The organism is Nonomuraea sp. IBHARD001 (assembly GCF_056106265.1).
This window is the reverse complement of record NZ_JBWBBW010000002.1, coordinates 7,328,125-7,352,011: the sequence shown is the minus strand read 5'-3', so window position 1 is coordinate 7,352,011 and position 23,887 is coordinate 7,328,125. Positions and strand designations below refer to the sequence as shown.

Annotated in this window: 25 protein-coding genes and 1 tRNA gene; 11 read left to right on the top strand and 15 right to left on the bottom strand. The window is 69.5% G+C overall.

The window, feature by feature from the left end; genetic code table 11:
- Positions 1 to 8 precede the first annotated feature (8 nt).
- Genes ACTWNK_RS35010 through ACTWNK_RS34990 form a run of 5 tightly spaced genes read left to right on the top strand, consistent with a single transcriptional unit; the run spans position 9 to position 5,108 of the window.
- Positions 9 to 1,649: an ABC transporter substrate-binding protein gene (locus ACTWNK_RS35010; RefSeq protein ID WP_474309197.1), complete on the top strand. Its 1,641-nt coding sequence runs from the start codon at positions 9 to 11 to the stop codon at positions 1,647 to 1,649.
- Between the two features lie 9 nt (positions 1,650 to 1,658).
- Positions 1,659 to 2,675: an ABC transporter permease gene (locus ACTWNK_RS35005; RefSeq protein WP_474309196.1), complete on the top strand. Its 1,017-nt coding sequence runs from the start codon at positions 1,659 to 1,661 to the stop codon at positions 2,673 to 2,675.
- Positions 2,672 to 3,484, top strand: coding sequence for an ABC transporter permease (locus ACTWNK_RS35000; protein WP_474309195.1), 813 nt, complete (start codon positions 2,672 to 2,674; stop codon positions 3,482 to 3,484). Before ACTWNK_RS35005 ends, ACTWNK_RS35000 begins: the two co-directional genes overlap by 4 nt.
- Complete coding sequence (locus ACTWNK_RS34995) at positions 3,481 to 4,221, top strand: ATP-binding cassette domain-containing protein (protein WP_474309194.1); 741 nt, start codon at positions 3,481 to 3,483, stop codon at positions 4,219 to 4,221. The genes ACTWNK_RS35000 and ACTWNK_RS34995 overlap by 4 nt, the downstream gene beginning before the upstream one ends.
- Positions 4,218 to 5,108, top strand: a complete 891-nt coding sequence (locus ACTWNK_RS34990) for an ABC transporter ATP-binding protein (RefSeq protein ID WP_474309193.1) — start codon at positions 4,218 to 4,220, stop codon at positions 5,106 to 5,108. The genes ACTWNK_RS34995 and ACTWNK_RS34990 overlap by 4 nt, the downstream gene beginning before the upstream one ends.
- Here the strand turns inward: ACTWNK_RS34990 and ACTWNK_RS34985 are convergent.
- On the bottom strand, positions 5,095 to 5,451 hold the full coding sequence (locus tag ACTWNK_RS34985) for a DUF742 domain-containing protein (protein WP_474309192.1): 357 nt from the start codon (positions 5,449 to 5,451) through the stop codon (positions 5,095 to 5,097). The two genes, ACTWNK_RS34990 and ACTWNK_RS34985, sit on opposite strands and share 14 nt — an antisense overlap.
- Positions 5,444 to 7,348 (bottom strand): sensor histidine kinase, encoded by a 1,905-nt coding sequence (locus tag ACTWNK_RS34980; protein WP_474309191.1) that lies wholly within the window; start codon positions 7,346 to 7,348, stop codon positions 5,444 to 5,446. The genes ACTWNK_RS34985 and ACTWNK_RS34980 overlap by 8 nt, the downstream gene beginning before the upstream one ends.
- Positions 7,349 to 7,530: 182 nt before the next feature.
- Between ACTWNK_RS34980 and ACTWNK_RS34975 the strand changes: the two genes are divergently transcribed.
- The gene (locus ACTWNK_RS34975; RefSeq protein WP_474309190.1) at positions 7,531 to 9,105 is read left to right on the top strand and encodes an ABC transporter substrate-binding protein; all 1,575 of its coding nucleotides are present in this window, start codon (positions 7,531 to 7,533) and stop codon (positions 9,103 to 9,105) included.
- Here the strand turns inward: ACTWNK_RS34975 and ACTWNK_RS34970 are convergent.
- A complete protein-coding gene (locus ACTWNK_RS34970) occupies positions 9,081 to 9,254 on the bottom strand; it encodes a hypothetical protein (RefSeq protein WP_474309189.1) in 174 nt (57 codons plus the stop codon). The genes ACTWNK_RS34975 and ACTWNK_RS34970 overlap by 25 nt on opposite strands.
- Before the next feature lie 20 nt (positions 9,255 to 9,274).
- Here ACTWNK_RS34970 and ACTWNK_RS34965 point away from each other — a divergent pair, with 20 nt between their 5' ends.
- Positions 9,275 to 9,910 (top strand): hypothetical protein, encoded by a 636-nt coding sequence (locus ACTWNK_RS34965; RefSeq protein ID WP_474311070.1) that lies wholly within the window; start codon positions 9,275 to 9,277, stop codon positions 9,908 to 9,910.
- On the opposite strand, the gene ACTWNK_RS34960 is transcribed toward ACTWNK_RS34965, so the two are convergent.
- The 9 genes from ACTWNK_RS34960 to ACTWNK_RS34920 form a co-directional block, all read right to left on the bottom strand.
- Positions 9,897 to 11,051 (bottom strand): ABC transporter permease, encoded by a 1,155-nt coding sequence (locus tag ACTWNK_RS34960; protein WP_474309188.1) that lies wholly within the window; start codon positions 11,049 to 11,051, stop codon positions 9,897 to 9,899. The genes ACTWNK_RS34965 and ACTWNK_RS34960 overlap by 14 nt on opposite strands.
- Positions 11,048 to 12,151: an ABC transporter permease gene (locus ACTWNK_RS34955; protein ID WP_474309187.1), complete on the bottom strand. Its 1,104-nt coding sequence runs from the start codon at positions 12,149 to 12,151 to the stop codon at positions 11,048 to 11,050. The genes ACTWNK_RS34960 and ACTWNK_RS34955 overlap by 4 nt, the downstream gene beginning before the upstream one ends.
- 1 nt (position 12,152) lies before the next feature.
- Positions 12,153 to 12,881, bottom strand: coding sequence for an ABC transporter ATP-binding protein (locus ACTWNK_RS34950; RefSeq protein ID WP_474309186.1), 729 nt, complete (start codon positions 12,879 to 12,881; stop codon positions 12,153 to 12,155).
- Between the two features lie 19 nt (positions 12,882 to 12,900).
- On the bottom strand, positions 12,901 to 13,605 hold the full coding sequence (locus ACTWNK_RS34945) for a hypothetical protein (RefSeq protein ID WP_474309185.1): 705 nt from the start codon (positions 13,603 to 13,605) through the stop codon (positions 12,901 to 12,903).
- Positions 13,602 to 14,510 carry an ABC transporter ATP-binding protein gene (locus ACTWNK_RS34940; protein WP_474309184.1) on the bottom strand — a complete coding sequence of 303 codons (909 nt, stop codon included), beginning with the start codon at positions 14,508 to 14,510 and terminating at the stop codon, positions 13,602 to 13,604. The genes ACTWNK_RS34945 and ACTWNK_RS34940 overlap by 4 nt, the downstream gene beginning before the upstream one ends.
- Positions 14,507 to 14,863 (bottom strand): GntR family transcriptional regulator, encoded by a 357-nt coding sequence (locus tag ACTWNK_RS34935; RefSeq protein WP_474309183.1) that lies wholly within the window; start codon positions 14,861 to 14,863, stop codon positions 14,507 to 14,509. Before ACTWNK_RS34935 ends, ACTWNK_RS34940 begins: the two co-directional genes overlap by 4 nt.
- A 125-nt stretch (positions 14,864 to 14,988) precedes the next feature.
- Positions 14,989 to 15,405 carry a septal ring lytic transglycosylase RlpA family protein gene (locus ACTWNK_RS34930; RefSeq protein WP_474309182.1) on the bottom strand — a complete coding sequence of 139 codons (417 nt, stop codon included), beginning with the start codon at positions 15,403 to 15,405 and terminating at the stop codon, positions 14,989 to 14,991.
- Between the two features lie 95 nt (positions 15,406 to 15,500).
- A complete protein-coding gene (locus ACTWNK_RS34925) occupies positions 15,501 to 17,999 on the bottom strand; it encodes an ATP-dependent Clp protease ATP-binding subunit (RefSeq protein WP_474309181.1) in 2,499 nt (832 codons plus the stop codon).
- Between the two features lie 474 nt (positions 18,000 to 18,473).
- Entirely contained in the window at positions 18,474 to 18,869 is a 396-nt protein-coding gene (locus tag ACTWNK_RS34920) for a hypothetical protein (RefSeq protein ID WP_474309180.1), read from the bottom strand.
- On the opposite strand from ACTWNK_RS34920, the gene ACTWNK_RS34915 reads away from it, so the two are divergent.
- The 3 genes from ACTWNK_RS34915 (at position 18,868) to ACTWNK_RS34905 (ending at position 21,555) form a co-directional block, all read left to right on the top strand.
- A complete protein-coding gene (locus tag ACTWNK_RS34915) occupies positions 18,868 to 19,095 on the top strand; it encodes a hypothetical protein (RefSeq protein ID WP_474309179.1) in 228 nt (75 codons plus the stop codon). The two genes, ACTWNK_RS34920 and ACTWNK_RS34915, sit on opposite strands and share 2 nt — an antisense overlap.
- A 95-nt stretch (positions 19,096 to 19,190) precedes the next feature.
- Positions 19,191 to 19,649, top strand: coding sequence for a DUF732 domain-containing protein (locus ACTWNK_RS34910; protein ID WP_474309178.1), 459 nt, complete (start codon positions 19,191 to 19,193; stop codon positions 19,647 to 19,649).
- A gap of 964 nt (positions 19,650 to 20,613) precedes the next feature.
- Positions 20,614 to 21,555 (top strand): HNH endonuclease, encoded by a 942-nt coding sequence (locus ACTWNK_RS34905; protein WP_474309177.1) that lies wholly within the window; start codon positions 20,614 to 20,616, stop codon positions 21,553 to 21,555.
- A 199-nt stretch (positions 21,556 to 21,754) separates the two neighbouring features.
- On the opposite strand, the gene ACTWNK_RS34900 is transcribed toward ACTWNK_RS34905, so the two are convergent.
- Positions 21,755 to 22,189, bottom strand: coding sequence for an NUDIX hydrolase (locus ACTWNK_RS34900; RefSeq protein ID WP_474309176.1), 435 nt, complete (start codon positions 22,187 to 22,189; stop codon positions 21,755 to 21,757).
- Between the two features lie 62 nt (positions 22,190 to 22,251).
- On the opposite strand from ACTWNK_RS34900, the gene ACTWNK_RS34895 reads away from it, so the two are divergent.
- Positions 22,252 to 22,584 carry a GntR family transcriptional regulator gene (locus ACTWNK_RS34895; RefSeq protein ID WP_474309175.1) on the top strand — a complete coding sequence of 111 codons (333 nt, stop codon included), beginning with the start codon at positions 22,252 to 22,254 and terminating at the stop codon, positions 22,582 to 22,584.
- Between the two features lie 348 nt (positions 22,585 to 22,932).
- On the opposite strand, the gene ACTWNK_RS34890 is transcribed toward ACTWNK_RS34895, so the two are convergent.
- Both ACTWNK_RS34890 and ACTWNK_RS34885 read right to left on the bottom strand, forming a co-directional pair.
- A tRNA-Arg gene (locus ACTWNK_RS34890) sits at positions 22,933 to 23,006 on the bottom strand.
- Positions 23,007 to 23,092: 86 nt separating this feature from the next.
- Positions 23,093 to 23,827 (bottom strand): ZIP family metal transporter, encoded by a 735-nt coding sequence (locus ACTWNK_RS34885; protein WP_474309174.1) that lies wholly within the window; start codon positions 23,825 to 23,827, stop codon positions 23,093 to 23,095.
- Positions 23,828 to 23,887 lie beyond the last annotated feature (60 nt).

The window sequence follows — 23,887 nt, the reverse complement described above, 5'->3', positions numbered from 1 at the left end:
CGAACATCATGCGCTGGCACAAGCGTCTGCTCGTCGCCGGAGTCGCAGGACTTCTGGCCGTGACCGCATCGGCGTGCGCGGGCGGGCAGGTCAGGGGGGCAGACCCCGCCAAGTCCGCGTCCAGGCCGTCCGCGAAGCCCACGGCGACGGGAGCCACGGCACAGCCGCACACCGCCCAGCCCAACGAGGCCACGTTCGTCTACGCGCCGAACCTGGAGGTGGTCACCGACTGGGATCCCGCGACCTCGTACTCCAACGAGATCATCGCGATGGCCAACATCTACGAGCAGCTCACCAGGTACAACCCGAAGACCGGCAAGCCGGACCCGCTGCTGGCCACCGAGTGGTCGAGCGCGGAGGGCGGCAGGTCCTGGACGTTCAAGCTGCGTCAGGGCGTGCGCTTCCACAGCGGGGCGCCGCTCACCGCGCAGGCGGCCAAGAAGGCCGTCGAGCGCACGATCAGACTGGACGGCGGGGCCGCCTACATCTGGCGCGCGGTCCAGGCGATCGAGACGCCGGACGCCTCGACCCTGACCTTCAAGCTGAAGTACGCGGCCCCGCTCGACCTCATCGCCTCATCGGGGTACGCGGCCTACATCTACGACACCGACGCCGTCGAACGGGTAAAGGACGGCAGCGAGGACGCGGGCACCGGGCCGTACACGGTCGACACCTGGACCAGAGGCAAGGAGACCGAGCTCACGCTCAAGGCGTTCGACGACTACTGGGGCGGCTGGGAGCCCGGCCACTACCGCAAGGCGGCCTTCAGGGTCACCCCGAAGCTCACCACGGCCTGGCAACTGCTGCAGGCGGGCGAGGTCGGCTTCGTCCAGCGGCTCAACCCGCAGCTCGTCGAGCGGGCCAGGAGCACCCAGGGCGTGCAGGTCAGCGAGACGCCCTCGTTCCAGAACCTGATGCTGCTGTTCAACACGGCCAAGGGCCCGCTCAAGGACGTCAGGGTACGGCAGGCGCTGCAGCTGGCCATCGACTACGACGGCCTGGTGGCGGCGCTGAAGGGCGCGGGACGCAAGAGCAGCGGCCTGGTCCCGCAGGGCCTGCTCGGCTTCAGCCCGGGCCTTGAGCCGAAGCAGGACCTGGACAAGGCGCAGAGCCTGCTGGCCGAGGCCGGGTACGGGCCCGACCTGGAGGCGCTCAGGCTGACCCTCACCTACGCCCAGGGCGACGACGACCAGCAGCTGCTGGTGACGCTGCTCAGCTCGGCGCTCAAGGGCCTGAACGTGGAGCTGCAGGCCAGGCCGCTCGCCTGGAACGCCCAGTGGGACCTCGGTAAGCGAGGCGGCCAGGACGTGTTCGTCATGTACTGGTACCCGGACTACGCCGACGCCTACTCCTGGTTCGTCAACGTCTTCCGCAGCGCCGACCCGGTGAACTTCAACCTGTCCTACCTGAGCGACCCCGCGCTCGACCGGGCCGTCGACGCCCTGCCCCAGCTCACGGCCACCGACAGCAAGAGCGCCGAGCTGTCCTACATCGACCTGCAGCGCACGATCCTCGGCGAACGCGCGGCGGCGGCGGTGCCCTACGTCCAGACCTACCAGCGGGTGCTGTCGGCGGGTGTGCAGGGCTATGTCGACAACCCGGCCTATCCGAACGTGGTCTTCTTCCACTCGCTCAGGCCCATCGACTGATCGGACGGCATGACGCGTCACCTGATCCACCGGCTCGGCCAGGCCGTCCTGGTCGTGGCCGGTGTGGTCACGCTCACCTTCCTGATCATGCGCAGGGTGCCGGGCGACCCGGCCGTGGCCTACGCGGGGCCGAAGGCGACGGCCTCGCAGCTGGCCGAGGCCAGGAGGCGTTTCGGCCTGGACGACCCGCTGCCCGTGCAGCTGTGGCGCTACGCGGGCGACCTGCTGAGCGGCGACTGGGGGATCAGCCTGCGGACCAGGCGGCCGGTGCGCGAGGAGCTGTTCGGCGCCTTCCCCGCCTCGCTCGAACTGGTCGGCGCCGCCCTCCTGCTCGCCGTGGCCGTCGGTCTGCCGCTCGGCCTCCTGGCCGCGCGCTTCCGGGCCCGGCTTCCCGACCTGGGGGTACGGCTCGGCGGCATGCTGGCGGTCTCGGTGCCGGTGTTCTGGCTGGCGCTCGCCGTACAGGCGGTGTTCGCGGCCGATCTCGGGTGGTTCCCGGTCGCGGGCGAGTACGACGCCTCGCTCGACACGACCAGTCCGTTGACGGTGTGGACGGACATCACGGCCGTCGACGCGCTCATCACCGGGAACTGGCCGATCCTGGTCAGCACGCTGTGGCATCTGGCGCTCCCGGCCGTGGTCGTGGCGGCGTACCCGGCCGGGGTGATCGCCCAGATGACGCGGGCCGCGCTCATCGAGGAGGCGGGCCAGGACCACGCCAGGATGGCCAGGGCGCTCGGGTTCGGCGAGGGCGCGGTGCTGACCAGGTTCGCCCTGCGACCGGCGATCAATCCGGTCCTGTCGCTGATCGCGCTCGTCTTCGCCTACGCGCTGGTCAACGGGTTCCTGGTGGAGGCGGTGTTCAACTGGCCGGGGCTGGGCCGCTACGCCGCCGACTCCATCAGGGCGCTGGACACCCCGGCCGTGGCGGGCGTCACGCTGCTGGTCGCCGTCGTCTACGTGCTCGCCAATCTGGTCGTCGACCTGCTGCAGGGCGTGGTCGACCCGAGGGCGCGTGCCGGGTGAGGCGTGACGGGTTCGCGGTGGCGGGAGGGGTGCTGCTGGCGTTCGTGGTGCTGGTGGCCGTGCTGGCGCCGTGGCTCACGCCGTACCCGTATGACCGGCTCGATCCGGTGCGGGCGCTTGAGGGGCCGAGCGCGGCGCACTGGTTCGGGACCGACCAGGTGGGGCGCGACGTGCTCAGCAGGGTGGTGTACGGCGCGCGGACCTCGCTGGCCGTCGTCGCCGCGGTGCTGCTCTCGTCGGCGCTGGTGGGGGTGACGCTCGGGGTGGTCGCGGGGTACGCGGGCGGGTGGGCGCGTGAGGTGATCATGCGCGTGACGGATGTGTTCCTCGCCTTTCCGGCGCTGCTGCTGGCGCTCGCGCTGGCCGTGGTGCTGCGGCCCGGCCTGACCAGTGTCGTGGTGGCCGTCGCCGCCACCTGGTGGCCCTGGTACGCCAGGCTCACCGTCTCCACGGCGGCCACCGTCGCCAGGAGCACGTATGTGGACGCCGCCCGCTGCCTCGGCGTGCCCGCGCCGCTGATCGTGGTCAGGCACGTGCTGCCGAACTCGCTCACGCCCGTCATCGTGCAGCTCTCGCTGGACGCGGGAGGCGTCATCCTCACCGTCGCCGCGCTGTCCTACCTGGGGCTCGGCGCGCGGGAGCCGGTCGCCGAGTGGGGGCTGATGGTGGAGCAGGGGCAGGCGCTGTTCACCACGAACTGGTGGGTGATCACCTTCCCGGGCCTGGCCATCGTGCTGACCGCGTTCGCCTGCACCCTGCTCGGCGAGGGACTGCGCGCCGCACTCGACCCCAGAGGAGCCAGGCGATGATCAAGATCAGAAACCTCGACGTCGCGTACGGCGGGCACAGCGTCTCGCGCGTGCCGGAGCTCGACGTCGGCCCCGGCGAGTGCGTGGCGATCGTCGGCGAGAGCGGCTGCGGCAAGTCCAGCGTCCTGCTGGCCGCGCTCGGCCTGGCCGAAGGCGCGAAGGTGGGCGGCGAGATCACCGTGTGCGGCGTGCGCGTCGACCAGGCGGGGCCGAGGCGCCTGCGCGAGCTGCGCGGTGCGAAAGCCGCCCTCGTCCTGCAGAACCCGCAGGGCTCGCTCAACCCGGCCATGCGTCTCGGCACGCTGATGCGGCGCGCCCTGCGCAGGCACGGCCTCGGCGACGAAAGGGGCGAGCGGGCCGCACGGGCGCTGCGGGACGTGCTGCTCGACCCGTCGATCCTGCGGCGCCGTCCGCACGAGATCTCGGGCGGCCAGGCCCAGCGCTTCGCCATCGCCCTGGCCCTGGCGCTCGGCGTCGGCGTCGTGCTGGCCGACGAGCCGACCAGCGCGCTCGACGTCACCGTCCAGGCCGAGGTGGCGGGGGTGCTGTGCCGGTTGCGTGAGGAGCGGGGCCTGGCCCTGCTGCTGGTCTCGCACGACCTGGCGCTGGTCTCGGCGATGGCGGGCAGGGTGCTGGTGATGAAGGACGGCGACGTCGTCGAGAGCGGCGAAACGGCCCGTGTGCTGGGCGACCCGGCCCACGCCCACACGCGTGAGCTCCTGGAGGCACTGCCATGACCGAGCTGCGCGTGCGGGAGGTCAGCCTGGCCCACGGCAGGACCACGGTGGTGCACGGCGTTTCGCTCACCGTGGGCGAGGGCGGCGCCGGGCTCGTCGGCGAGAGCGGCTCGGGCAAGACCACCCTGGCCAGGGCCGTGCTCGGCCTGATCAGGCCGGTCGAAGGCACGATCACCTTCGACGGGCTCGACCTGGCCCGCATGGACCGTGCCCAGCGGCGCGCCTTCCGGCGGGCGGTGCAGCCGGTGTTCCAGGCCGACTCGCTCGACCCCCGGATGCGGATCGGCCGCTCGATCGCCGAAGGGCTGGGCAGGGCGGAGGCCGCCGGGCGGGTGGCGGCCCTGATGGAGCAGGTCGGCCTCGATCCCGCGCTCGCCGTACGCAGGCCGCACGAGTTGTCGGGCGGGCAGCGGCAGCGTGCGGTCGTCGCCAGGGCGCTGGCCGTGCGGCCGTCGCTGCTCGTGCTCGACGAGCCGACGAGCGCGCTGGACGCGACGGTGCGGCGCAGGGTGCTCGACCTGATCGCCTCCGTCGAGGCGGGACGCCTGCTCATCACGCACGACCTGGCCTCGGTGCGGCGGCTGTGCCGTACGACGTATGTGCTGTTCGCCGGGCGGGTGGTGGAGTCGGGGCCGTCGGAGGCGGTGCTCGAACGGCCGGCGCATCCCTGGACCAAGGCGTTGCGGGACGCGACGCCGAAGCTGGGAGGTCCGGCGCCGCCGGTGACGGGGAGGACGGAGGCGGTCGCGGCGGGGGAGGGCTGTGCCTATCGGCCGCGCTGTCCGCTCGCGGTGGCCGTCTGCCTTCGGACACCGCGGTTCGTGACGATCGAGGAGGGCAGGAAGGTCGCCTGCCATCGGGCGCCTGAGGTGCTCAGAGCGCCTTGAGTCCGTTGATCACTTCCAGCAGCACGCTTCCCGTCGGCGTGGGAGCGGGCTGCTCCACCGAGACGAGCTCGCGCTCACGCAGGTCGCCGACGAGCACGCGGACCACGCCGATCGGCAGGTCGAGCTCGGCCGCGACGTCCACGAGCCTGGTCGGCCTGGTGCACAGCTGCATGATGATCAGGTGCTCGGGGCCGAGCCCCACCGGCATGGCCAGGCCGCCTGCCGTCGTCACCGTGGCGATGAGGTCGATCGCCTGACCCGAGGGCTCGGTCCGGCCCTTGGTCAGGAGATACGCGGGCACGATCGGGCCCGCGTCCTCGTCCAGCCACCTCTGGTCACTCACCGGAAACCACCCTCACCGGCCGGGGCCGCTGCTCGGCCACGGGCTCCTCTGGGGCGACCACGTGGTCGCCCGGAATCAGCACGATCGCCGTGCTCCCGCCGTACGGCGAGGCGCGCAGCGTCACCCTGATGTCATGTCTCGCGGCCAGGCGCGCGACGACGAACAGGCCGAGCTTGTCGCTGTCGGCCAGGTCGAACTCCGGCGGGTCGGCCAGCCTGGCGTTCAGCTCGGTCAGCTCGTCGGCGCCGATGCCGTGCCCTCTGTCCTCGACCTCGATCGCGAACCCGTGTGCGGCGAGCTCGCCCCGCACGTGCACGGTGGTGTGCTGGGGGGAGAAGCGAGCGGCGTTCTCGATGAGCTCGGCGATGAGGTGGATCATGTCGCCGACCACGGGTCCCGCCAGCGCGTGCGACGGCATCGGCAGCACGGTGACCCTGGCGTAGTCCTCGACCTCGGCGGCGGCGCCGCGTACGACGTCGTGCAGGGGCACGGGCTTGCTCCAGCCGCGTCCCGGTGTCGCGCCCGACAGGATGATGAGGCCTTCGGCGTGGCGGCGCATCCTGGTGGTCAGGTGGTCCAGCCTGAACAGGTCTTCGAGCGCCTCGGGGTCGGTGGCCCTGCGCTGCATGCCGTCGAGCTGGATGCGCTGGTTGTGCAGCAGGGCCTGGCTGCGCTTGGCCAGGTTGCGGAAGACGTGCCCGACGCCCTCGCGCAGGTGCGCCTGGCCGACCGCGGCCTCGATCGCGGTGTGCTGGACGGTGGAGAAGGCCTGGCCGACGTCCTGGATCTCCACGGTGCTCGCGCTGACCCGCAGATCGGGCGCCTCGGCGGCGACGTCGACGTCCTCGCCCCTGCGCAGCTTGCCGACGACCTGCGGCAGCCGGATCAGCGCCAGGTCGAGCGCGCTCTGCCGCAGCCCGGCCAGCTCCTTGGACAACTTGGTGCCCAGGCGCAGCGAGACCCCGATGGAGGCGGCGACCGCGATCAGACCGGCGCCGATGAACAGCAGCGCCCTGGTCCACACGGCTTCGGAGATCGGCTTCGCCTTGCGCGCCAGCATCGACCCGGCGGCGACGTGCGCCTGCTGGAAGTCGGCCGACAACTCCTGCGCCGTCTCCTGCCATGCCGACGGCATGCGACCGGCGGCGATCTGCTCCTCCATCATGCGCAGCCGCTGGTACTCGGCCCCGGCCAGCAGGTCGACGTGGATGTCGCGCAGCTCGGGGTCGAGCTCGGCCAGCGACTGGTCGACGAGGAAGCGCCTGTTGCCGACGAACTGGGTGAACATCTTGCGCTCGGCGGAGTCCGGCCTGCCGACGGCGAGCGCCTGCTCCCTGCTGAGCAGCTCTTTGGCGTAGGCCAGGTTGATCACGACGCGGGACTGCTGGTAGATCGGGATGTCGCCGTAGAGCGCGACGCTGCGGTGCAGGCGGAACAGCGCGTCGCAGATGTCGTTGTAGGACTCGATCGCGCGCAGCCGGTCCGACAGGCCCGAGTCGATCTCGGCCCTGACCCCTTCGAGGCGGGAAAGCCGGACGAGAAGGTCGTCGACCTGCGCGACGGTGCCCTCTGCGATCATGCTCTTCGACTGCGTTGCCAACGTGCGGAAGCTCTCCCTGGCCTGATCTGTCCTGACGCGTTGCACGTATGCGGTTGCTCTGTCACGCTCCTGCTCTGTGCGCAGGAGCCTGGCCGAGGCCAGACGCTCACGCTGGAGTTCGACGACCAGACGGTCGGCGGGCTGGCGCAGGCCGGTCCAGAGCTGCTCGAAGGTGCGCAGCTCCAGGCTCTCGCCGGTGGTCACGGCGGCGACCACGCCCCACAGCACGACGACCGAGACGAGGGGCACCAGCAGCAGGCTGCCGACCCTGACCCGGATGGTCCGGCTACGGGACACGATCGACACCTCCTTCCGAGCGGTCCCTGATCGGAACCCCGGAGGGGACAGGCCTGAGGTTATCAGTGAGAAAGTTGAGATTACCCGAAAAATAAGGACTTTCGGGGTAATTTCGTGATCTTGGAGTAGGTTGCCCACGGACTTGGAGTAGGTTGCCCCAGGATCCAACGAGGAACGAGTCCATGAGATACCGGTCGATCACCGCCTGCCTGCTCGCCGTGGTGCTCGCGCTCACCGGCTGCACCGCCTCGGAGGTCCCTTCGGCCCAGCCTCCGACCGTGCTGGAATCGACGTTCACCTACCTGTCGAACCTCGAGATCGTCACCGACTGGGACCCGGCCAGCGCCTACTCCAACGAGATCGTCGCCCTGCAGAACATCTACGAGACGCTCACCGTCTACAACCCGGTGACCCGCAAGGCCGGACCGCGCCTGGCCACCTCGTGGTGGGCCACGCCCGACGGCCGCACCTGGACGTTCGTCCTGCGCGAAGGCGTCACCTTCCACACCGGCAGACCGCTCGACGGCGACGCCGTGCGCTCGGCCATCGAGCGCACCAGGCGGCTCGGCATGGGCGCGTCCTACATCTGGGACGCCGTCGATCGCATCAGGGTGGACGAGCCGACCGAGGTGACGTTCACCCTGAAGTACCCCGTGCCGCTCGACCTCATCGCATCGGCCGGGGCAGCGGCCTACATCTACGACACCGAGGCGGCGCCCGACCTGAAGAAATGGCTGTCGGCCGGACGCGACGCGGGCTCGGGGCCGTACACGGTGGCGGCCTGGCGCAAGGGGGCGCGTGACGAGCTGGAGCTGAAGGCCTACCCGGGCTACTGGGGGCGCTGGAGCAAGCCGCACTACCGCCGCGTCACCTTCCGGGTGGAGACCGACCCGCGCCGGAGCTGGCGGCTGCTGCTGAACGGCGAGGCGACGTTCGTGCCGAGGCTCACGCCCGCGCTGTTCCGCACCGCGCAACGCACACCGGGCGTGCGGACGACGAACCGGCCCTCGTTCCAGACCATGGTGCTGATGTTCAACACGGCCAAGGGCCCGATGCGCGACGTCAGGGTACGCAAGGCCGTACAGCGGGCCATCGACTACGAGGGGCTGATCAAGAAGCTGCGCGGAGCCGCCGCGCCCGCCAGCGGGATCGTGCCCGAGGCGCTGCTCGGCCATGTCGCGGGCAAGGCGGCCAAGCAGAACCTGGACAACGCAGCGGCCTGGCTGGCCCTGGCCGGGCACGGCCCCGGGCGCGCGCCGCTCAAGCTCACGCTCACCTACGCCGAAGGCGACGACGACCAGGCGACCCTGGTCAAGAGCCTGACCGAGACGCTCGCCACGCTCAACGTCACGCTGGAGTCCAAGGCGCTGCCCTGGGGCAGGCAGTGGGAGCTCGGCAAGCGCGGCGCCCAGGACATCTTCGCGATGTACTGGTGGCCCGACGCCGCCGACGCCTACTCCTGGTTCAAGGGGCTCTTCCGCAGCAGCGAGCGGCCCGAGTTCAATCTGAGCTTCATCAAGGACAGCGTCATCGACACCGCCATCGACAGGCTGCCCCAGCTCGCCGCCACCGACAGACCGGCCGCCCAGGCGTCATACGCCGAGCTGCGCGCCCAGCTCCTCGACGCCAAGGCGGTGCTCGCGGTGCCCTGGGTGGTCACCTACCAGCGTGTCTACCAGGGCGGCGTGCGCGGCTACACCGACAATCCCGCCTATCCGGACGTGGTGTTCGTTCACGACCTCGAAGTGTCGGGCTGAGCCTCCTCCACCCGTGCGCGGAGCTTGGACCGGATCTCGTCGGGCGTGTAGGCCCGGCGACGCCTTTCGGCCCGTGCGATCACCACACCGGTCGCGGCGACGCCCGCGAACCCGGCCAGGCCGAGAATCTTCCACCAGCGCTTGGTCATGTGCCTACGCTAGCGGTGTGCTGACTCTCGACGAGGCCGTGAGCCTGACCAGGACCGGGGATCTCTGGGTGTTCCGAGGCCGCTCGGTGCCCGACCGGGCGATCCAGATGACGACCAACAGCCCGGTCAACCACGTGGGCATGTCGATCGTCGTCGACGACATGCCGCCGATGATGTGGCACGCCGAGCTCGGCCGCTCGCTGCCCGACCTGTGGGCCGGCGCCAACCAGCGCGGCGTCCAGCTGCACGACCTGCGCTCGGCCGTGACGGTGTGGGCGCGGAGATACGGCCAGCGCGGCTGGCTGCGTCAGCTGGAGCCGACCGCGACCCGCGAGATGGAGGACGCCGCCCTGCGCGTGGTGGCACGGCTGGACGGCACGCCGTTCCCCTCCACCGCCAGGCTCGCCGGTCGCTGGCTGCGCGGCAGGCTGCCCAGGATCAGGCGGGCGGGCGCCGACGCCGCGCTGGAGAGCGCGTACTGCGCCGAGGTCGTCGCGGTGACCTACGAGGAGATGGGCCTGCTGCCGGGCGGGCGCAGGCCCAACTGGTACGACCCGGGCCGGTTCTGGAGCGGCGACGACCTGGGCCTGACCGAGGGCCACCGGCTGGGCGGCGAGATCATGGTCGAGGTGCCGAAGGACGCTACCGACGGGTGAGCACGACGCGCAGCCGCCAGCCGCCCAGCGTGAACAGCACGGCGGCGAGCGCGCCCAGCACGCCGAGTTCGAGCAGGACGTCGGTGAGGCCGCCGCCGCGCCGCAGCAGCTCGGCGAAGCCGTCGTAGCCCCAGGCGTGCGGCGTCAGATGCGCCAGCGAGCGCAGCGGCTCGCCCATCGCCTCCAGCGGCACCATCGTGCCGCCCGCCGCCGACAGCCCGAGCCCGAGCACCATGGCCGTCGAGATCGTCGCACCCGGCGTGCGGAAGGCCGCGCCGAGCAGCATCCCGGCGCCCGCACCCACCAGCGCGAACACCGTCACCAGGGCCGCCGCACCGGCCGGATCGCCCCACTCGACGCCGAACAGCAGCGCCGAGCCCGCCATCACCAGCAACGCCTGGGTGAGCGCCACCAGCAGCCTGCCGAGCGCCTCGCCGCAGACGATGGTCCACGGCGCGGTCGGCGTCGAGCACATCCGCCGCGCCACTCCCCTCAACCGCGTCTCGACCAGGCCGAGCGCCGAGGTCAGCGAGGTCAGGAAGGTGAACATCAGCAGCAACGGCGGCGCCGACACCGCGAAGGCGTTGTACCCCTCGGGAAAGGGCGAGGGCCCGCCCGCCATGCTGACCACGACGCGGCGCACGGGCGCGGCACGCCCGGCCTCGGCCAGCATCGCGTCGAGGGAACCGGCCCCCGCGCCCTGCCCGTGCCGCGCGGCGGCCAGCAGTACGTCCTGCCCGGCCACCACCGAGCGCACCCAGGCGGCGACGTCGTGTCCGCGCAGGTCGTCACGCCTGGTGAGCTGCAGCAGCGGCACCTGACGCCCTTCGCGCACACCGGCGTCGTAGCCCGGCGGGAGCACCAGCCCCGCGTGCACCTCACCACGCTCGACGGCCGCACGCAGCCCGGCCTCGTCGTCGTGCCGCTCCACCTCGACCTTCGGCCCCGCGCCGAGCGCCGCGACCAGCCCGGCGGCGAGCACGCCGTCGTCGGCCAGCACGCCGAGCCGCAGCCGCTGCTCCCCGAACAGCTGCCCGAGCACGAACACCAGCAGCAACGGCGCCAGCACGACGAAGAACACATTGGCCCGGTCGCGAAACAGCCGCCGCAGGTTCAGCCACGCGATCCCCGCGACCTTCACAGCCCCACCGTCCTTCGGCTACGGCCGACGGCCACCGAGCCGCCGGCCAGTGCGAACCCCAGCAACACCAGCACAGCCAGTACGGCCGAGCCGCCCCCCTGCACCTCGGCCAGCCCGTGCAGGAACCAGTGGTGCGGCGTGAACGGCGCCAGCCCGCCCAGCACGCCGAGCTGCCCCACCGGGAAGAAGGCCCCGCCGAACAGTCCCAGCACGGTGGCCAGCATCGACTGCCAGTTGGCCGCCTGCTCGGCCGTACCCGCGAACGTCGCCACGGCGGCCATCAGCCCCGTGGCCGCCAGCACCCCCGACACCGCGAGCGCCGCCACCCCCGCGGGCGGTCCCCACGACACGCCGAGCAGCCAGGAGGAGCTGAGGATCAGCACCACCAGCCCGGCGAGTGCCGCCAGCACCCCCGCCAGCAGCTTGCCCGCCACGATCGTCACCGGCGCGACGGGCGCGGCCAGCATCCGGCGCAGCGTCCCCGACGAGCGCTCCTGGAACATCCCCGCGACGCTGAACAGCACCGCGAAGAACAGGAAGAACACCGCCATCCCCGCCGTGTGATAGGCCGCACGGCTCAGCTGCCTGGTGCCGAGCGAGTCGTCACCGCCGAGCACCAGCACGGGCGCGAGCGCCGCGACCGCACCCCCGCCCCCGGCCAGCGCCCCCGCCAGCCTGCCCCCCTCCTCCCGCAGCAGCAGCCCCTCGGCCAGCTCACGCGCCACCTGTACGGCCAGCGGCGCGTGCGTGGAGCCGATCACCCGCAGCGAGCCGCCGGGCTCGACGACGAACACGGCGTCCAGCTCGCCGTCGGCCGCCATGGCCTCGGCCCGGACGACCGAGGCGAGCCCCCGCGGCTCCTCGATGTGTCCGGCCGAGGCCATGGGACCGAGCACCTGGCCCGACAATCGTTCGGCGGTCGGCCCGGGGTCGAGGTCGACGACGCCGTACCTCGCGTTGAGCCGTGGGCCCTCCTCGCCCATGGCCGTGGTGAACAGCAGGGCCATGCCCAGCGGGAGCACGACCGCGAACACGGCCAGCATGCTGTCGCGTGAGCGCTGCCTGAGATCCTTCAGCGTGATGAGCAGCAGGGCGCGCATGTCAGTCCCTCAGCGCCTTGCCGGTCAGCTGCAGGAAACGCGCCTCCAGGTCGGGCGCGCCGAGCTCGGCCGGTGTGCCTTCGGCGAGCATGCTGCCGAGGTCGACGATGCCGACCCGGTCGCACAGCCGCTCGGCCTCCTCCATGTGATGGGTGGTGTAGAGCACGCCGAGCCCCTCGTCAGCCAGGCGGCGCACGCCGTCGAGGATGGCGTTGCGGCTCTGCGGGTCGACGCCGACCGTGGGCTCGTCCAGCACCAGCAGGCGGGGGGTGTGCAGCAGGCCGATGGCGATGTTGAGGCGGCGCAGCATGCCGCCGGAGTACTTGGCGACCGGCTCGTCGGCCCGGTCGCTCAGCCCGGCCAGGGCCAGGACGTCGGCGATCCTGGCCCTGGCGCGGGCGCGGCGCATGCCGTACAGGCCGCTGAAGAAGCGCAGGTTCTCCCGGGCGGTCAGGTCGGTGTAGAGCGCGGGCTCCTGCGGCACGTAACCGACCAGCGCCTTGGCCGCGTACGCACGCACCGAGTGCGGGCGGCCGGCCAGCAGCACCTCACCCGCGTCGGGTGCGAGCACACCCGCCACGATCGAGATCACCGTGCTCTTCCCGGCTCCGTTGGGCCCGAGGAGCCCGTAGATCTCACCCGCGTGCACGTCGAAGCCGAGATCGTGTACGGCGGGGCGTCCGGCGTAGGTCTTGCACAACCCGGTGACCTGGAGAAGGGGGACGGTCACGAGCGCGCTCCTTTCGGCGTCAGCCGGTCCTGTTGCGAAGGGGGACGTCCCTGATCAGCGCCCAGCACAGCCCCAGCCCGGCCGCGGCGAGCGCCAGCCCGATGGCCAGGGCGGACAGCAGCGGCACCGACGCCTCGAAGGAGAACATGTCGGCGAAGAACGGCAGCCGCAGCCCGGAGCCGATCGTGCCCTCCATCAGCACCACGAGGCCGAGCCCCACGGGCAGCGTGACGACCCCTCCCACCTGCCAGCGGTAGAACCCGGCCGAGACGAAGCCGCCCGCGGCGATCCAGACGAGGAAGGCGAGGGTGTACTCGGCGAAGACCAGGTGTGCCTGCGTGGGCTGGGTGAACAGGTGCTCGCGGTCGAGCGCGTAGGTCCATCCGGCCAGGTGGTAGACCAGCCGCTCCAGCAGGTACCCCAGCGTGACCAGGACGGCGAGGAAGGGCGCGAGCAGCGCGGCGGTGATCGCGGCATGCCCGCCGAACTCGCGCCTGGTCCGGCCGTGTGCGATGTAGAGCGGCATGTACATGCGGATGAGATACACGCCGAGCGCCGCGGCGAACCACTTCGACGCGGCGATCCCGGCCTCCCAGATGCTCACCGAGAGTGTGCCGAAGATCGCGATGCCGGTCGCCACGACCAGCACGCCCAGCAGGAACAGCGCCCACACCACGACGGAGAAGTAGGCGTTGCCGCCGAACAACCGGGTGGGAAAGGTCATGACGGGCCTCCGGAGGCGGGCATGGACTTGGGCTCGGACTTGGGCTCGGGTTCGGTGAGGTGGACGAACAGGTCCTGCAGGGCGATCGGCCCGAGTTCGAGGCCGTCGGCGAGCGCCGCCCGCCTGCGGGCCTGGTCGAACTCGCCGTAGACCATGGCCGACGTGGTCGGACCGAGCGAACGCTCGTTGAGCACCTGCAGTCCCCGGGTGAACTCGTGCACCGCCGCCGTCGGCCCGGTCACCGCCGTGCCCCTGGCCAGCAGGCTCTCGCGCTCCTCGTGCACGAGCAGGCGGCCCCTGTCGATGATGAGGACCTCCTCGAACAGCGAGCTGACCTCCTCGATCAGATGCGTGGACAGGATGATCGTGCGCGGGTTGGCGGCGTAGTCGGCCAGCAGCGCGTCGTAGAAGGCGTAGCGCGAGGGCGCGTCCATGCCGAGATAGGACTCGTCGAACATGGTCACGTCCGACCTGCCCGCCAGCCCGACCACGATGCCGGTCGCCGAGCGCTGGCCCTTGGACATCTCCGAGACCTTCATCGACTTCTTGAGCCCGAACAGCTCCAGCAGCTGCTCGGCGTAGTCCTGGTCCCACTGCGGGCGCAGTCCCTGGGCGAACCAGAGGGCGTCCTCGACCTTGTCGATGTCGATGGTCTCGCCCGCGTCCCTGACCAGGGCGATCCTGCGGGTGACGGCGCTGTTCTCCCAGACCGGCAGGCCGTCCAGCCGTACGCTCCCTGCGGTGGCCCTGCGGAAGGCGGCCAGCACCGACAGCAGGGTGGTCTTGCCCGAGCCGTTGCGGCCGAGCAGGCCGTAGATCTTGCCGCTGGCCAGGGTGAAGTCGACGTCGCGCAGGGCCGTGACATTGCCGTAGTCCAGGCGCAGGCCGGTCACCTCGATCTTCATACCTGCTCCTTCCTGAGCCTGGCGACGATCTCGTCGAGTGAGATGCCGATGGCCGCGGCCTCGGCGATCATCGGCTCGACCACGTCGGCGAAGAAGCTCTCCCGGCGCTGCGCTCTGAGGGAGTCGCGCGCGCTCGGACTGACGAACATCCCGATACCTCGCTTCTTGTAGAGGACGCCTTCGTCCACGAGTTGCTGGAAGGCCTTGGCAGCCGTGGCGGGGTTGATCCGGTAGAAGGCGGCGTACTGCGTCGTCGACATGACCTGTTCGTCGGCCTTGATCGCCTCGCTCAGCACGTCGGCCTTGATGCGCTCGGCGATCTGCCGGTAGATGGGACTGCGGTCGTCGAACATCGGCTCCTGCTTCTATGGTTCATTACTCCACTAATGAACCATAGAAGCAGGCAGCGAAAAGCGTCAACCCCGGAGTCGGCGGGGTTGACGCTTCGGGTGCGCTGGTACAGGGCTCCGTGGTGGTGCTAGTCCTGCGAAGTGCCGGGTGGCACGACCTCGACCCTGACCTGGACCACGCCGGTCGACAGCGGCGCGAGCCGTTCGAAGGCCGCCCTCGACAGGTTCACGCAGCGCTTCTTGCCGCGCGGCCCCCGGTCGATGATCCGGACCACGACCGAAGGCCGCCTGGCGTCGTCGATCCTGGTCACCTTGGCCAGGGTGCCGAACGGCAGCGTGCGGTGGGCCGCGGTCAGGCCGAGCGGGTCGAACATCTCGCCGCTCGCGGTCTGGGTGGGCGGGTCGTCCGGCTCGCCGTGCCAGGTGGCCTGGCACTCCTCGGCGGCGACGGGCGCGGGATCGGCGCTCGCCGCCAGGGCGACCGGCCCGGTCAGGCAGGCCGTCAGGGCGACGGCGACGGCGGTCAGGCTATGGGTGACACGCATGAAGACTCACCTCAGGAAGTCGGAAGACTACTGACGGTGATCTCGTCCCCGGAGGCGCCGGCCGTCACACGTGTACGGCGGCAGGCGCCTCCCGGCTACATCGAGGAGGCCTCGGCCTCAAGGGTCAGACCGGGAATCGGCCTGGCCACACCCGTGAACGTCAGCGTGGCCGCCTCGCCCGTGCCGGTGACGCCCACCTTGACGATCTGGCCAGGGCGCAGCTCGCCGTACAGGATCTTCTCCGACAGCGAGTCCTCCAGCTCGCGCTGGATGGTACGGCGCAGCGGCCGAGCGCCCATGACCGGGTCGTAGCCCCTGTCGGCCAGCAGCTGCTTGGCCTCCTGGGTGAGCTCCATGTCCATGTCGCGGTCCTTCAGGCGCTGGCCGACCTGGGCCAGCATGAGGTCCACGATCTGGATCGTCTCCTTCGGCGTGAGCTGGTGGAAGACCACGATGTCGTCGACACGGTTGAGGAACTCGGGCCGGAAGTGCCGCTTGAGCTCCTCCTGGACCTTCACCTTCATCCGGTCGTAGTTGGACTCGGCGTCGTTGGACTTGGCGAACCCGATGCCCTGGCCCTTGGAGATGTCGCGGGTGCCGAGGTTCGTCGTCATGATCACGACGGTGTTCTTGAAGTCGACCACCCGGCCCTGGGCGTCGGTCAGCCTGCCGTCCTCCAGGATCTGCAGCAGCGAGTTGAAGATGTCGGAGTGCGCCTTCTCGATCTCGTCGAACAGCACCACCGAGAACGGCTTGCGCCGCACCTTCTCGGTGAGCTGCCCGCCCTCCTCGTAGCCGACATAGCCGGGAGGCGACCCGAACAGCCGCGAGACCGTGTGCTTCTCCATGAACTCCGACATGTCCAGCATGATCAGCGCGTCCTCGTCGCCGAACAGGAACTCCGCCAGCGCCTTGGACAGCTCCGTCTTGCCCACGCCCGAAGGCCCGGCGAAGATGAACGAGCCGCCCGGACGCCTCGGGTCCTTCAAGCCGGCCCGCGTGCGGCGGATGGCCCGCGACAGGCCCTTGATGGCGTCGTTCTGGCCGATGATGCGCTTGTGCAGCTCGTCCTCCATGCGGAGCAGGCGCTGCGACTCCTCCTCGGTCAGTTTGAAGACCGGGATGCCGGTCGCGGTCGCGAGCACCTCGGCGATGAGCTCCTCGGTGACCTCGGCCACGACGTCCATGTCGCCGGCCTTCCACTGCCTCTCCCTGCGCTCACGTCTGAGCTGCAGCTGCTTCTCCTTGTCGCGCAGCGCCGCCGCGCGTTCGAAGTCCTGGCCGTCGATGGCCGACTCCTTGCCCCGCCGTACGTCGGCGATCTTCTCGTCGTACTCGCGCAGGTCGGCGGGTGCGGTCATCCGGCGGATGCGCATGCGCGAACCGGCCTCGTCGATGAGGTCGATGGCCTTGTCGGGCAGGAACCTGTCGCTGATGTAGCGGTCGGCCAGGCGGGCGGCTGCCACCAGGGCGTCGTCGGTGATCGACACGCGGTGATGGGCCTCGTAGCGGTCGCGCAGGCCCTTGAGGATCTCGATCGTGTGCGTGAGGGTCGGCTCGGCCACCTGGATCGGCTGGAAGCGGCGCTCAAGGGCGGCGTCCTTCTCCAGGTAGCGGCGGTACTCGTCGTTGGTCGTGGCGCCGATGGTCTGCAGTTCGCCCCTGGCCAGCATCGGCTTGAGGATGCTGGCGGCGTCGATCGCGCCCTCGGCCGCGCCCGCGCCCACCAGGGTGTGCAGCTCGTCGATGAACAGGATGATGTCGCCGCGCGTGCGGATCTCCTTGAGCACCTTCTTCAGGCGCTCCTCGAAGTCACCGCGATAGCGGGAACCGGCCACGAGGGCGCCCAGGTCGAGGGTGTAGAGCTGCTTGTCCTTCAGCGTCTCGGGCACCTCACCCTTGACGATCCGCTGCGCGAGCCCTTCGACGACGGCCGTCTTGCCGACGCCCGGCTCGCCCACCAGAACGGGATTGTTCTTGGTCCTGCGGGACAGGACCTGCATGACCCGCTCGATCTCCTTCTCACGCCCGATCACCGGGTCCAGCTTGCCCTCGCGGGCGGCCTGGGTGAGATTGCGGCCGAACTGGTCGAGCACCAGAGAGGTCGAAGGCGCCGCCTCCTGGGGCCCACTCGTCGCCACGCTTGGCTCCTTTCCCTGATATCCGTGCAGCAGCTGGATCACCTGCTGGCGCACACGGCTGAGATCCGCGTCGAGCCGGACGAGGACCTGGGCCGCCACACCCTCACCCTCACGGATGAGCCCGAGCAGGATGTGCTCGGTGCCGATGTAGTTGTGACCCAGCTGCAGAGCTTCCCTGAGCGACAGCTCAAGAACCTTCTTGGCCCGCGGGGTGAACGGAATGTGTCCCGAAGGAGCCGACTGGCCCTGCCCGATGATCTCCTCGACCTGCTGACGCACCCCCTCCAGGCTGATGCCCAGACTCTCCAGCGCCTTGGCCGCCACGCCTTCGCCCTCGTGGATCAAGCCCAGCAGAACGTGCTCGGTGCCGATGTAGTTGTGGTTGAGCATGCGCGCCTCTTCCTGCGCCAGCACGACAACCCGCCTCGCACGGTCGGTGAACCTCTCGAACATCACGCCGCTCCTCGCACCTCTACGTATAGACGTTCCCTGGGGCAGACTCGTTCACGCTCTATCCAACTACCCTTCTCATATTTCGAAACCCCTCTACGCCAGCGGCGAACGCAGGCTCTATATAGAGGGCGGGATAATGGTTGACGGGAGCAATTAGAAAACTCGTGGTTTCGCTGCGTCATCACCCCTGCTGGGCAGGGTCCGGCCCGTGGGCGCCGGGGTGCGGGCTTGTCCCATAATCGCGACAGGGAATTGGCGCCGGGTGCGGGCGTGTTTTCGCACCGGCGCGGGAACTTGCGTATTGCTGCATATTCCTGCGTCCCACGCGTCGCCATCCGAAGCCGTTCGCCGGGCCGATCGGATATGGTGCGTTCCACTTCTTCGATCTTCGATCCGTGCCGCTGTCCGTCGTCGCCGCGCGGGGAGTGTCCGGTGTCGAACACGAACGAGCCCGACTGGTCCCACGTGGGCCGATCACCGGCCGAGGTCATCGCCGTCACCGCCGCCCTCGTGCTCGCCCTCGCGATGCTCCGCCCCCCGGCCCGGTTCGTCGTCGACGGCGCCACGACCATGGCCCACCTGTACGGCACCACCGCCCTCATCGCCAACCCCGACCTGCGTTCGACGCACGGCCGGGTCGAACGTGGCGTGCTGACGTCGACGTACACCGTGCGGGGGGAGCCGCGCTTCCCTTGCGGAGAAGGCCTGCGCGATCGAGGAGGACTTCTTCGGCACGGTCTCGGCTCCCTGGCTCGGCGGTCCGAACGGCAGGCTGGGCGACGCCCTGGCCGAGCTGGGCCGGGCGGAGGCGGCAGGGAGGCCCGAGGCGCTGAACGCGAAGAAGGCCGTCGACGCCTCCGTCTCCTTCATGTACGCGCCGCCGTACCACGACGACTCCAGCGACCCCCACCCTGCCAACGCCATCACCTGGACCGCCGCTCCGGACGCCGACGTCGACCTCACGGCGTTCGGGCTGACCTACGGTTTGGTCGTCGACCGCTGGGCCGTCCCGACACTGAGCCGCCTCCTCGACGACCCCGAGGTCCATTCCATCCGCTTGACGGACGCGGGTTTCTCGCTGGGCGAGCTGAAGTGAGGCGACCACGGCTTGGGACTGCATCGGGCGGTCACCTTGAGGCGTCACCGGTCACCAGGGACGGAAGCCGCGCCATGGGGCGTACGGTGTGCTCCATGCCTTCTGACCAGCCCCCGCAGCAGCGTCGGCTGACACCGCTCCGACGCGGCCATTGGATCGCGCTGATCGCCCTGGTAGCGGTCGGCGGGGGCACCGTGCTGACCGTCACCGTGCTGATGGCTGTCGGCATTCTCGTATTCGGCGTGGTCCCGCTCGCCGCCGCACCATTGGGCTGGGCCGAACAGTCAAGGGACACGGTAGAGACGACAATCGCCGATGAGCGCGAGGATTTCCTGACGGAACTGCAGCGAGAGCACCCGATGCTCTCCGAGGACCAAGTGGCCAGGCTCGTCGACTCGGGCCTGCCCATATGCGAGGCGCTCGACGACGGCCAGGACCTCGCCACGATCGCGGAAAACGGCACCGTGCCCAGGAACCTGTCACGCGAAGAGGCCGCCCTCGTCATCGGCATGGCGATTTCGGAACTGTGCCCAGAACACCGCGCCAAGCACTGACCGAGCGACGAAAGGCCCGGACAACGGCGCGCCTCGTTCGCTGAGCACGGATCTACTCGCCGACGAGCAGCCGTTGAGCGCTCCTGGCATTGCCCACGCGGCGAACGGCGCAGGACCCTGAGTCGCGCCGTCAGCTCCTCAGCAGACGGGTGCCACCGTGATGGCATACGGCGGGGCTTGATAGGAGTGTCCAGCCCTGGCTCTGGGCGTTGGTCAGCTTGAGGATGAGGCCGCGGGCGTTGGTGTCCTGGTCTGCGATCGTTCACAGGGTGTCGGCGGCCTGGCCTGCTCGCTCGACGATGATCCCCAGAAGTGCGTCTGTGCCTGCGACAGCCGCCAGACAAAGCGTCTCCTCGTGATCGTTCCCCAAAGCCGATCGTTGCATGGCCAGGAGGAGCGCTGGGCTTGCTGTGCACGTTCCGGATCATGCAGAAGTCCTTGCTGTCGGTGTGGGAGAGCTTCAAGAGGTCCAGGTGTCTTGGCTGGTCGGACGCTAATCGCTTGGAGGAGCGCTCTTACCACCCGCAGTTCCCGGAGCCCTCTGGCGATCGTGAGACGACATGTGGGCAGCGCCTCCGGGGCCGTGGCAAACCGGCATCAGCTGCTCGGGTCTGCGCTGCCCCAGCGTGTTCGGGCTGGTCTGACACGCCATTGGTGGACCGTCTGGAGCCGGTGGTCTGGTGAAGGATCGCAACCTCTGAGGCTCTTGCCTTCGCGGCACTCCCCGGAGGCAGTCGGGCACTTGGCATCTCCATCAGGAAGGATGTCTGCGGCCACCTGATGGAAGGCACAGCAGGCAGCGGTGCAAGCGATCTCCGGCGAGATGCCAGCCGGTCGGCGCGGTGGCTCCCAATGTGGCTCCCAAAGAGCTTGGCGCTGGGCGCTCAGTCGGCCATGAAACCTGCCCTTTTGTCGGTGACGCTGGCTAGCGTTGAGACTCTCACCGCAACCTCCCGGGGGGACTATGAGCGAGCCGACGGCTTGGCTGGCACTGACCGTGTCGGGCAAGCGGGAGCATGGCGGCAACGATGGGTACGCCGACATCCCGAGCGAGTCCTACCGATGGGACAGCACTGTTCCGCACTCGGCGGCAGTGGCAGCGGGCGATGTGATCGCGCTATGGGACAAAGACACGCTGCTGGGCGTCTCAGTGATCGAGAAGATCATGACCGCCCAGATCCAGAAGTCCATATACAAGTGCCCCGACTGCGGGAATTCCAGTATCAAGACCCGCGAAGTGCAGCAGCCGCTCTATAGATGCTATGGGTGCAAGGGCGAGTTTGACGTTGCCGCACGCCAGGAGAAGGAAGTCACGTCCTACGCCTCGCAACACGAGGCAGCCTGGATCGACCTGGCAGGCGTGCTGTCCGGCAGCGAGCTTCGGCAGCTTTGTGTTGTCCCTGGAACCCAGCACAGCTTCCGCAAGCTCGACTGGTCGGCTTTTACGAAGGCGATAGAGCAGCGCATCGAGGGGTTTCCGCTACCGCTTCTCCACAACACTCAGGTCCGAATCCGCGGCGGACACTCGACCGCTACCGTCAGAGTCCGCATCGGCCAAGCAGACTTCCGTCGGCGTCTCCTCCGAGAGCATGGGTACATCTGCGCCTTCACGGGTCCGGCACCCGACGCCGTTCTCGAAGCAGCGCACCTCTACAGCTATGCGGATCAAGCAAGACACCATTCCCATGGTGGCCTGCTCATGCGCAGAGACATTCACCGGCTCTTCGACCTAGGCCAGCTGTCCATCCACCCCGGCACAAGAACGATCGATGCCGCACACTCGCTCAAGGCGTTCTCCGAGTACGCAAGCCTCCATGGCTCACCTGTCCGTGTCCCTTTGTCGGCGGGACATCTGAAATGGCTCAGCCAGCATTGGAAGACACACCGCTCGGGCATCGCCCTCTAGCGATCGGTCCCTGGTCCCGAGGGCCGATGCGCCTGGGCCGACGGCGAATGAGGAGATCCACCTTCCAGCTCGGCCGCACGCGCAGCGCGGAGGGCATACGGCTGATGCGGCGGCGCGGCGCGCGCCGCCGCCTTGAATACCTACGAGAACAGTTCGGCACGATCCCCAGATGCTCGGGTGAGATGCCGGATGTGTTCTGCTAGCTCCCCAACAGTTGGACGCCATCGTGGTGGCGTACGGCGGGCGGCTGGGTACGGTGCATGGCATCCAGCACGCGGATGGCGAAGGCCTCGGATGAGAGCTCTCGTACCTCGGTCTCGGTAACCCAGCGGAACGCTCGGGTCTCGTCGGTCACGGAGATGTGTCCGCCGATGGCCTTGCATCGAAAGACCAACGTGACGACGCCTCGGGCCATGTTCTTGTAGACGCCGCTCAGTGCGACCGGTTCGACTGTCAGACCGGTCTCCTCGTAGACCTCGCGCAGCAGGCCGCTGGTGATGTCCTCGTTCAACTCCAGTACGCCGCCGGGTGCCTCCCAGTGGCCGTTGTCTCTGCGCTGGGTGAGGAGTGCTCGTCCCCGATCGTCGATGATCACGCCTGCCACGCTGACGGAGTGCGTGTCCTGGTGATCCATCGGATTACCTCCGCTGCTTGTGAAGGAGGGCTATGCGGTTGGTTACGCGCTGAGGAGTGGTGGTGGCAGAGCTGCCGTCACATCAGGCATGCGCGACCGAGCGAGGCGCGGTTGCCGTGGGCGACAAAGTGACCTCAGTAGCCGAGCTCATGCAACATTACGGCGTTGCGCGGATGACGATCCGCGGCGCCCTTCTGGCTCTGCAAGGCGAAGGGCTGACTGTCGCCGAGCACACACAAGACGTCTTCGCTCGATCTCATTCGCCGGTTCGCGGATTTGCCTCCGGCAGGTTCGCGCGCCGACACCGCGAACAGGGCAAGACGATCCGGTTCGCCGAGGAGCGCCCTCCAACGATGCGGTGGGCCTGCTGGGAATCGGCCCGGAGGATCCGGTAGTGGCTCGGTCGCGCCGGCATTTGGTCAGTGGACTGGTCTCCGGCTCGGCTTGCGCCAAGTGCATTGACGGACAACGTGAGGTGGCAAACCAGCGCATCCTTGACGCCTTGGCCGCATGAAGCACGAAGGCGAAACGGGGCTCCGGAGACCACCGGAGTCCTTTGGTGATCGGGCTCAGAATCGGTGATCTATCGGGGGAACAAGAGGCCAACGCATTCCGTGTATGGTCCGTGACCAGTGGCATGAAGGTGCAGTGCACGGCCTCTACTGACATCCAGCGGCTTTCGAGATCATCGCTCAGATCAGAAGAAGAACCAGGTCAGCCCGCTGATATTCAGGAAAAGGAAGCGCACCCTGCAGGATTCGAACCTGCGGCCGTCGGATTAGAAGTCCGGTGCTCTATCCAGCTGAGCTAAGGGTGCCAGGGGCCGGGTGCCGATGCGGCTCCCGCGCGTACACAGCGTAGAGCATAGTGTCCTGTGTCGCCTTCGGCGAGTATGCGACGGGCTCAGCCGGCGAAGCCGATGACCAGCCACATGAACGCCGTTCCGGTGAGGGTGGTGGCGAGGGTGAGGTACGGCTGGCGGCGGGTGGTGTGGGCCTCGGGCAGGATGTCGGCGGTCGCCAGGTACAGCAGGAAACCGGCGAAGAAGCCGAGGTAGGCGGACAGGACGCCGTGCGGGATGGTGATGAGCGTGGTGAGGGCGGCTCCGGCCACGGGGGCGGCGGCGTCGAGGCCGAGCAGGACGAGCGCGCGGCGGCGGGCGTTGCCGTACAGGGTGGTGAGTGTGTAGGTGTTGAAGCCGTCGGTGAAGTCGTGGGCGATGACGGCGACGGCGACGGTGAGGCCGACCGTGCCGCCGGACTGGAAGGCCGCGCCGATGGCGGCTCCGTCGAGGAGGCTGTGCAGGACGAGGGCGCTGCCCGCGGTGAGGCCGACCGAGTGGTGGTGATGGACGTGCGGCGCGTAGGCGCCCTCCTGGGAGTCGTGTACGGCCAGCGAACGCTCGACGCCGTGCATGGCGAGGAAGCCGAGTGCGAACGTCAGCATGGGCAGGGGCACGCCGTGCAGGATCACGGTGTTCAGCGTGAGGGCTTCGGGCAGCAGGTCGAAGGCGACGACGCCGAGCATGACACCGGCCGCTGCGCCGAGTACGAGGTGGCGGTGGTCGCGTACGCGCAGGGCGACGAGGCCTCCCGCGAGCGTCATGAGGAACGCGGCGAAGGAGAGCAGGATCGGCACGGGACCTCACCGTAGGGGGAGCGGGCCCCGGGCGGGCCGAACGACACATGCGCCTGGGAA

Bases quoted from the DNA above. Each gene is read 5' to 3' on its own strand.
- ACTWNK_RS35010 (WP_474309197.1), top strand. From the start codon at position 9: ATGCGCTGGCACAAGCGTCTGCTCGTCGCCGGAGTCGCAGGACTTCTG.
- ACTWNK_RS35005 (WP_474309196.1), top strand. From the start codon at position 1,659: ATGACGCGTCACCTGATCCACCGGCTCGGCCAGGCCGTCCTGGTCGTG.
- ACTWNK_RS34995 (WP_474309194.1), top strand. From the start codon at position 3,481: ATGATCAAGATCAGAAACCTCGACGTCGCGTACGGCGGGCACAGCGTC.
- ACTWNK_RS34990 (WP_474309193.1), top strand. From the start codon at position 4,218: ATGACCGAGCTGCGCGTGCGGGAGGTCAGCCTGGCCCACGGCAGGACC.
- ACTWNK_RS34975 (WP_474309190.1), top strand. From the start codon at position 7,531: ATGAGATACCGGTCGATCACCGCCTGCCTGCTCGCCGTGGTGCTCGCG.
- ACTWNK_RS34970 (WP_474309189.1), bottom strand. From the start codon at position 9,254: ATGACCAAGCGCTGGTGGAAGATTCTCGGCCTGGCCGGGTTCGCGGGC.
- ACTWNK_RS34955 (WP_474309187.1), bottom strand. From the start codon at position 12,151: ATGCGCGCCCTGCTGCTCATCACGCTGAAGGATCTCAGGCAGCGCTCA.
- ACTWNK_RS34945 (WP_474309185.1), bottom strand. From the start codon at position 13,605: ATGACCTTTCCCACCCGGTTGTTCGGCGGCAACGCCTACTTCTCCGTC.
- ACTWNK_RS34940 (WP_474309184.1), bottom strand. From the start codon at position 14,510: ATGAAGATCGAGGTGACCGGCCTGCGCCTGGACTACGGCAATGTCACG.
- ACTWNK_RS34935 (WP_474309183.1), bottom strand. From the start codon at position 14,863: ATGTTCGACGACCGCAGTCCCATCTACCGGCAGATCGCCGAGCGCATC.
- ACTWNK_RS34930 (WP_474309182.1), bottom strand. From the start codon at position 15,405: ATGCGTGTCACCCATAGCCTGACCGCCGTCGCCGTCGCCCTGACGGCC.
- ACTWNK_RS34925 (WP_474309181.1), bottom strand. From the start codon at position 17,999: ATGTTCGAGAGGTTCACCGACCGTGCGAGGCGGGTTGTCGTGCTGGCG.
- ACTWNK_RS34915 (WP_474309179.1), top strand. From the start codon at position 18,868: ATGTACGCGCCGCCGTACCACGACGACTCCAGCGACCCCCACCCTGCC.
- ACTWNK_RS34920 (WP_474309180.1), bottom strand. From the start codon at position 18,869: ATGAAGGAGACGGAGGCGTCGACGGCCTTCTTCGCGTTCAGCGCCTCG.
- ACTWNK_RS34910 (WP_474309178.1), top strand. From the start codon at position 19,191: ATGCCTTCTGACCAGCCCCCGCAGCAGCGTCGGCTGACACCGCTCCGA.
- ACTWNK_RS34905 (WP_474309177.1), top strand. From the start codon at position 20,614: ATGAGCGAGCCGACGGCTTGGCTGGCACTGACCGTGTCGGGCAAGCGG.
- ACTWNK_RS34900 (WP_474309176.1), bottom strand. From the start codon at position 22,189: ATGGATCACCAGGACACGCACTCCGTCAGCGTGGCAGGCGTGATCATC.